5 protein-coding genes are annotated in these 7,181 nt (G+C 42.5%); 2 read left to right on the plus strand and 3 right to left on the minus strand.

The window, feature by feature from the left end; genetic code table 11:
- Positions 1 to 35: 35 nt before the first annotated feature.
- The 3 genes from L1272_RS13885 to L1272_RS13895 all read right to left on the minus strand — a co-directional run bounded on the left by L1272_RS13885 (position 36) and on the right by L1272_RS13895 (position 3,636).
- On the minus strand, positions 36 to 1,262 hold the full coding sequence (locus tag L1272_RS13885; protein WP_235373690.1) for a threonine/serine ThrE exporter family protein: 1,227 nt from the start codon (positions 1,260 to 1,262) through the stop codon (positions 36 to 38).
- 149 nt (positions 1,263 to 1,411) lie between these two features.
- The gene (locus L1272_RS13890) at positions 1,412 to 2,632 is read right to left on the minus strand and encodes a glycosyltransferase (protein WP_235373691.1); all 1,221 of its coding nucleotides are present in this window, start codon (positions 2,630 to 2,632) and stop codon (positions 1,412 to 1,414) included.
- Complete coding sequence (locus L1272_RS13895; protein WP_054553993.1) at positions 2,629 to 3,636, minus strand: LacI family DNA-binding transcriptional regulator; 1,008 nt, start codon at positions 3,634 to 3,636, stop codon at positions 2,629 to 2,631. Before L1272_RS13895 ends, L1272_RS13890 begins: the two co-directional genes overlap by 4 nt.
- 162 nt (positions 3,637 to 3,798) lie before the next feature.
- Between L1272_RS13895 and L1272_RS13900 the strand changes: the two genes are divergently transcribed.
- A complete protein-coding gene (locus tag L1272_RS13900) occupies positions 3,799 to 6,252 on the plus strand; it encodes a S9 family peptidase (protein WP_235373692.1) in 2,454 nt (817 codons plus the stop codon).
- 115 nt (positions 6,253 to 6,367) lie between these two features.
- The gene (locus tag L1272_RS13905; protein ID WP_235373693.1) at positions 6,368 to 6,967 is read left to right on the plus strand and encodes a hypothetical protein; all 600 of its coding nucleotides are present in this window, start codon (positions 6,368 to 6,370) and stop codon (positions 6,965 to 6,967) included.
- The last annotated feature ends 214 nt before the right edge of the window (positions 6,968 to 7,181 follow it).

A 7,181-nucleotide genomic window follows, 5' to 3' on the forward strand; every position in this document is an offset into this window, starting at 1 on the left:
ATATAAAAAAGCCCGAGAAGCTCGGGCTTAGTAAGTTATAGACTTTTCTTCGGTGGCAGCGCAACGTTAGCGAAGATAAGCCCCGCCACTAATGACATAAATATCAAGAAGGTTTGTTGGCCTATATGCTCCGCATAAACGAAATCTTGACCTTCAATTAACGAGTTCAAACCGATATAGGTTTTACTTCCAGGTACTAAAACAATTAAACCTTGCATGGCTACAATAGAGGCGGGTGCATTAGCAACACGGTTAAACAAGTTACTGAATACCCCAACAGATAAAGCACCAACAAAAGTACCTAAAGTGTAATCTAGATACATGGCCGAACCAATACTTGTACCATACGCGATAAAGCCAGAAGCGATTGACCAAACTACATGCTTTAATTTTGTTCTAAAAATAACGATTAGGCTGCTACATAACATGAAGATAGCAAGCCAGGCTGTCCACTTTGGTAATGGTTCCGGTTGCACAAAATCACTTTGTCCAAAAATAGCAAAACCAATACCGATACCAATAAAAGCACCAAAATACAGTTTAAACAGCAGCATGAATGAGTCCATCACCCGAGCTGTACCAGATACTAAATGCCTTGCCGCTAACTCTGCTAAACCGAGGGCTAATGCTAAGCCGGGTATAAATACAATGATGGCTGAAAGTACCACCAGTCGTATGTTTATTTGGGCATCAAGGTATACGCTTACAGCGCAGGCAATCATCGCAGAAACAATGGCAACTAATGGTTCAAGCATATGCGCAACACGCTTAGAGCGTGTTGACCAAAGTACAAATAAATACACCACTAAGGTGATCAGTGCTGACCAAAATACATCATTCCAGCTAGTCCCCATCAACATGGCAAATGCCCCACCTGAGGTCGCAAATGCAACGCCAGTCATAAATTTATTATATGGGTTTGGCATGGTGTAAATAATATCGAGCTGTTTATCGACTTCTTGTAGCGTCAGCTCGCCATTAAGCATTTTGTTTACTAAGTCATCGGTATCTGCCAGCGAGCCTAAGTCATGATCGCCCGGATCAACACGCGCCACATGGGTATACTCTTCTTCGTGACCATCTGTCCAGATCACAAAAGTCACGGATGTTGGCGACATAACAAAAGATGATTTTAAACCGAGGTAAGTCGCAACTTCCATTAAGTGCGCTTCTAGTCGGTATGCAGGTGTACCGTATTTATGAAGCATTTTGCCAAGCTTCACGATAAATTTTCGTTTTTCAGTAAACGTTGCGGTTTTCAAAGGCGTTTTGAACCAAAGGTTAAATTGTTCAGTTAAGGATAGACTAAAATTCAATAAGATATAGTCTAATAGCTAGACTATATCGCTTAAATTGACCAGCGCGATTTTAGCGACAAAAGCCGCTATGTCTAGTGTTATTTACGGCAAAATTACTTATTTTTTGCTTCAATCCACTGCGCCATGTATTGGGTCGAACGCATGGTGTGATGTTTGAGCATTTGGCCGGTAAAATTTTGCTGTCTATGCTGCGCTAATGACTCACTAATGGTGGTGATTTTAGCGATTAACTGCGACTGAAGTTTTGATTTATCATAATATTTTTGCAATAACAGCTGGCCATTTTGCTGTGCTTGGGTAAATAGAGCTTCATCTTGATAAAGTGCCACTGCTGCATCAGCAAATTGCTGTGCATCTTCACAGATTGCGCCTGACCATGGCTCATCTTGATGCATGCCTTCACTACCAATAGGGGTTGTTACGCTCGGCGTTTGCATGATCATCGCTTCGAGTAACTTACCCTTAATACCCGCCCCAAAACGCAGTGGCGATAAACATACTCGGGCATCTTCCATAACTTGATAAGCATCATCTGCCCAGCCTTTGATTAAGAAGCCGGTTTTTGGATTGTTAAGCGCTGTCGCCTTAGGTGGCGGGTAGGAGCCATAAATATGGAGTTCAGCATCGGGTAATTGTTTGCGGATCAGCGGCCAAATCTGTTGCAAGTACAACACAGCATCCCAGTTTGGCGCATGACGAAAATTACCAATGGTCATAAAGTGCTTACGCTCAGCAAATGCTTTGGTGCTAGTAGGAATATGCTGTAAATCAACCAAAAATGGTAAATGGTGAAGTAGGGCGCTATCAACTTTGAAAACGTCATTGAGTAGCTGCATCTCGTAATGCGAGATAATTAAGCTGATGTCTGAGCGTAAAATTGCCGCGATTTCTCGCTTTGCAATATCGCTGTGTAAATCACTATGGCTGAATTCTCGGCCTGCTTTGTGAGCTTCGTGACGGGCATTTCTTAGGCACTGTAAATCTTCGGTATCAAGAATTTTAAGTGCTTTAGGGCAGTATTTATCGACTCGCCAACCAAACTGTTCTTCCATCATAAAGCGATCAAACATCACAATATCAGGGTTATACGCTTGCACGTACTCATCAAAGCTTGAGCAGTTTAATGCAATGACCTGTGTGGTAATGCCATCTTCGCTGAGATCCACCATGTGTTCGGTTTTTTGCGCTGGGCTTGCAAATTCAACTTGCCAGTTTTCTGCACGAAAGGCGCGCAAGAGTGACATCATGTGGGTGCCGGCTGCCGACGAATTAGGCTCAGGCCATACATAACCGATCACTAACACTTTTTTCATTGACTTGAATCTCGTATTTTTAAGTTAACATCCACCAAGGTGCGAACGGGTGGCGTTGATTTATCTAATAGTTCTTTTAACACCTGGCAAGTGCGTTTACCGATTTCATCGGCATTAATGGCGATGGTTGAAAGAGAGGGCAGCATTAAGCGTGAATCTTCTAGGTCATCAAAGCCAATAACTTTAATGTCTTTACCCGGCTCAAGGCCGTGTTGGCGCATAGCTTCAATCGCGCCGTAAGCAATCACATCATTAAAACAGACAATGGCCTTGGTATTTGGCGCTTGTTTTATAAGGGTATTAAAGGCTTCTCGGCCACCTTGGCGGTTTGTCGGCGCTTGAATAACGGGTTTTTCGTCAGTGATATTAAATTGCTCAAGCGCAGCTAAAAAACCACTTAAACGTTCATGGTAGTCAGATATTTCTGCCGTGCCGCCTAAAAATGCAACTTCTTCTATGCCTTGCGATAAAATATGGCTAGTCGAAATATGTGTGCCTTTTTTGTTATCAGGCAAAATACACGGCGCAGCTGAAAACGGAATTTCACGCATGATATTAATAACCGGAAAACCACTATTTATTAAATCATCTTGCCACTGTTGCTCAGTCCCCGGTGCCGGACACATAATAAACGCCGATACGTTGTATTCTTTTAGGGTTTTCACCACTTGAGTTTGCCTTTCGACACACTCTGCAATATTCACCAGCATTGGCAGCATGCCAAGCTCAAAGATGTGTTTTTCGAGGCCAACAGCAAGCTGAGCTGAATACGGGTTGGTTAAGTCATTTATAACCAACGCGACTAGGTTTGAGCGCTTGCTGCGTAGTGCTGCAGCATCGCGGTTATACACATAGCCAAGCTTATCAATGGCAGCCAGCACTTTTTCTTTACTTTTTTTACTGACCTTATCACTGTTGGTAAGGACCAAAGACACCGTTGATTTTGAAACCTGTGCTTGTTCAGCAACATCCCAAATTGTGACTTTGCCTGTCGATTTTTTCATTTTTATTAGCAAAAAGTGGCGAATAGAGTGCTTTTATTTTAGCGTAATTTAGCTGTTTAAGTCACTGATTGGCTGCCAAAAGGGCCTAAACTCTTTATGAAATGCTGCAAACATGTTCTACTTGTTTACAGAATCGAAAATAAAAACGAAAAAGGAACGAACATGAAAGCATTTAAACTGCTTTTTGCGCTAGTTATTGGCGCAGCTGTTTGCACACACAGTTTTGCTAATCAAGGTTATCAAACTCCATCGCCCGCACTGGCTGCTGTGGTTGATGCTAAGCTTGCACCGAGTAGTTATTTATCGAATGACGGCCAGTGGCTGGCGTTATTTGATAGAAAACGCATCGATACCTTACAAGACTTAGCCAAAGAAGAGTTGAAACTTGCGGGTATTAAGCTTAATCCTGCTAATTTTTCACGCTCACGAGTGCGTAATAAATTCACATCTTTAGTGCTTAAGCATGTTGAAACCGGTTCTGAAATTGTTGTATCTGGTTTGCCAAACGGCATTTTACGCTCACCAAGTTGGTCAAGCGATAGTCAATACTTGGCGTTTGTGGTTGAGCAAGCATCGAGTGCTAACTTATGGGTTTATAATGTAAGTACTAAGCAAGCCCGCCAGTTAAGTGATACACCACTTAATTCAGTGCTAACGCGCACGCCTTATACTTGGTTGCCAGATAGCAGCGCCATTGTAGCTAATGCAGCGGTTAATATTGGTAAAGCACGTATCAACAACGACAGCTCGCAGATTGTGCCAGTTATTCAGCAAAGTAGTGGTGAAAAAGCGCCTGCTCGTACTTATCAAAACTTGTTAACTAGCCCATATGATGAAGCACAATTTAAGTTTTTTGCGCAAAGCCAGCTGACTTATATTCCGCTTAGTGGTCAAGGCCAACCAATTGGTCAACCGGGCTTAATTAAATCGTTTTCGGTCTCACCTGATTCAACCAATATTTTGGTTGGCATGATTGATGAGCCTTTTTCTTATCAAGTGCCTTACAGCCGATTTGCTGCGACTTGGCAAATTTGGGGAATGCGTGGCTATACGCTAGCAGAGCTTGCGAAGCAGCCTTTAGCAGATAACATTCCACAAGGTTATGACAGTGTGCGTACTGGTCGCCGCGAATTTCAATGGCGTGCAGATCAAGGCGCTGAAGTAATTTGGGCAGAAGCACAAGACGGCGGTGATATGAAAACTGACGTGCCTTATCACGATCACCTTTATAGCCTAAGAGCACCTTTTAAACGTGATGCGAAGTTATTTGCGAAAGTTGAACGCCGTTTTGATTCAATAACTTGGGGCAACGGTAATGTTGCTCTGTTATCTGAATGGCGCTTTAGCGACCGACAAGTTCGCACATTTGTTATTCAACCGCGTAATGCAGATAAAAACCGCGTGCTTTTTTCTGAGCGCAGCTATAACGATGCCTACAAAAACCCAGGTTACCCAATTTATGAAAAAAATGATTTGGGCGCTGATGTATTAAAAGTTGTTGGCGGGCGTTATCTTTTCTTACGCGGTAATGGTGCATCTGAAAAGGGCAATATTCCGTTTTTAGACCGTTATGATGTAAAAACTAATACCACAACACGCATTTGGCAATCAGAAGCGCCATACTATGAGCGTGTGCGTGCCATGCTTGATGATGAAGGCGAGCGTTTAATTACGATTCGCGAATCTAAAACTGAGCAACCTAACTTTTTTATTCGCGATTTAGACGATAAAACCCTGACTCAACTTACGACTTTTGAGCACCCTTACCCAGAATTTAAAGGGGTGACTAAAGAGCTAATTCGATACAAGCGTGATGATGGCGTTGAGCTTAGTGGTACGCTTTATTTACCGCCTGGTTATGATTCAACTCAAGGCCCGTTACCGGTTCTAATGTGGGCTTATCCGCTTGAATATAAAGATAAAGCCGTTGCGTCACAAATGCGCGAGTCGCCTTATGAGTTTACTTATATCGGTTATTGGGGGCCAATGCCTTATCTTGCAAAAGGTATTGCCGTATTTGACGACCCGAAAATGCCAATTGTGGGTGTTGATGGTAAAGAGCCAAACGACTTATTCCGTAAGCAGCTGGTGGCAAGTGCTAAGGCTGCGGTAGATGTACTTGTTGAAAAAGGTGTGGCAGATAAAGATAACATTGCCATTGCTGGTCACTCTTATGGTGCCTTTATGGTGGCGAATTTATTAGCGCACAGCGATTTATTTAAAACCGGTATTGCCCGCAGTGGTGCTTACAACCGCACCCTAACGCCATTTGGTTTCCAAGGTGAAGAGCGTGACTTTTGGCAAGCGCAAGATGTGTACGCGGCGATGTCACCGTTTTTCCATGCTGAGAAAATCAATGAGCCTATGCTGATGATCCACGGTCAAGAAGATCCAAACTCGGGTACCTTCCCAATGCAAAGTGAGCGTATGTACGCTGCATTAAAAGGCCTAGGTAAAGAAGCCCGCTTAGTGATGTTACCTTATGAGGCGCATGGCTATCGCGCTCGTAAGAGCTTGCTGCATGTACTTTGGGAGCAAGAGCAGTGGTTAGAAAAATACTTATTAAGTGACGAAAAACCCGCAGAGCCAGTTGCCGCTGACGGTGTCACTCAGTAGTTAGTTAAATGGTTATATTAGGAATCCCCGCCCATAAAGCGGGGGTTTTTGTATTGCCTATTTGCATATTCTTATTCGTAGATAAGCGGTTAGCAAATAAGAGGAAATGTTGTTCATGTTTATAATTCCAGATACCGACAAGAAAATTCGAGCAAAGATATCTAGCTATAAATCTGCTTTTAACCGAGAGATTAGAGATTATGGCTGTATCTCAGATGGTTATGGTAAGCGATATTTAATATTTCCTTTGTTGCTCGTACTCAATGATATGAAAAAAGCTGAGCAACATATACAGTGGCATGATTCACACTTTCCTGATGATATGGGTGAGCCAGTGCAAATGTTGTGTCGTTCGATACTAACGTTTCGTATTGGTGATATTAATAAGGCGTCTTACGAACTAGCTGAAACTATGTTTTCGAATGTATATTTATTGCCATGGCTACTTGATGAAAAAGTAGAACCTATTGATATGCGCCATCTAACAAACTTCTCACTGTTAAAGTATTGTGAGGAAGTACCACACAGAGTTCTCGAAAGCATATCAGAGCAAGAGCTGGAGTGGATTTACAGCTGCTATCATTCAGAGGCTTTTGTAAAAGCAAGAACACGTTATATTGAAATCTACACGCGCTTAAAGCATGTTTCAGAAATGGATGAACGCGTTAAGCTATCTGATGAAGCTGAGAAGTTACTATCAGCTCTAAAAGTTTAGCAGGCAATAGCTTAAGGGAAGGTCCTAAGTGCTTGGTTTCTGCTTTGAATGCTATTTTAGTCAATTAAATTAGGCCTTTGATGCGGTCGTTGGTATGACTCCCACAGTCAAGTTAAACGCACTGATCCTTGCCTAACTTTTTAAGCCATAATTTCTTCAGCTCGAATTAGAGCGAGTTAATACATAGGATGAAGCAAGTAATGTCGTCGGTTTT

It is taken from the genome of Pseudoalteromonas sp. PAST1 (assembly GCF_021532515.1).
Lineage (GTDB): Bacteria > Pseudomonadota > Gammaproteobacteria > Enterobacterales > Alteromonadaceae > Pseudoalteromonas > Pseudoalteromonas simplex.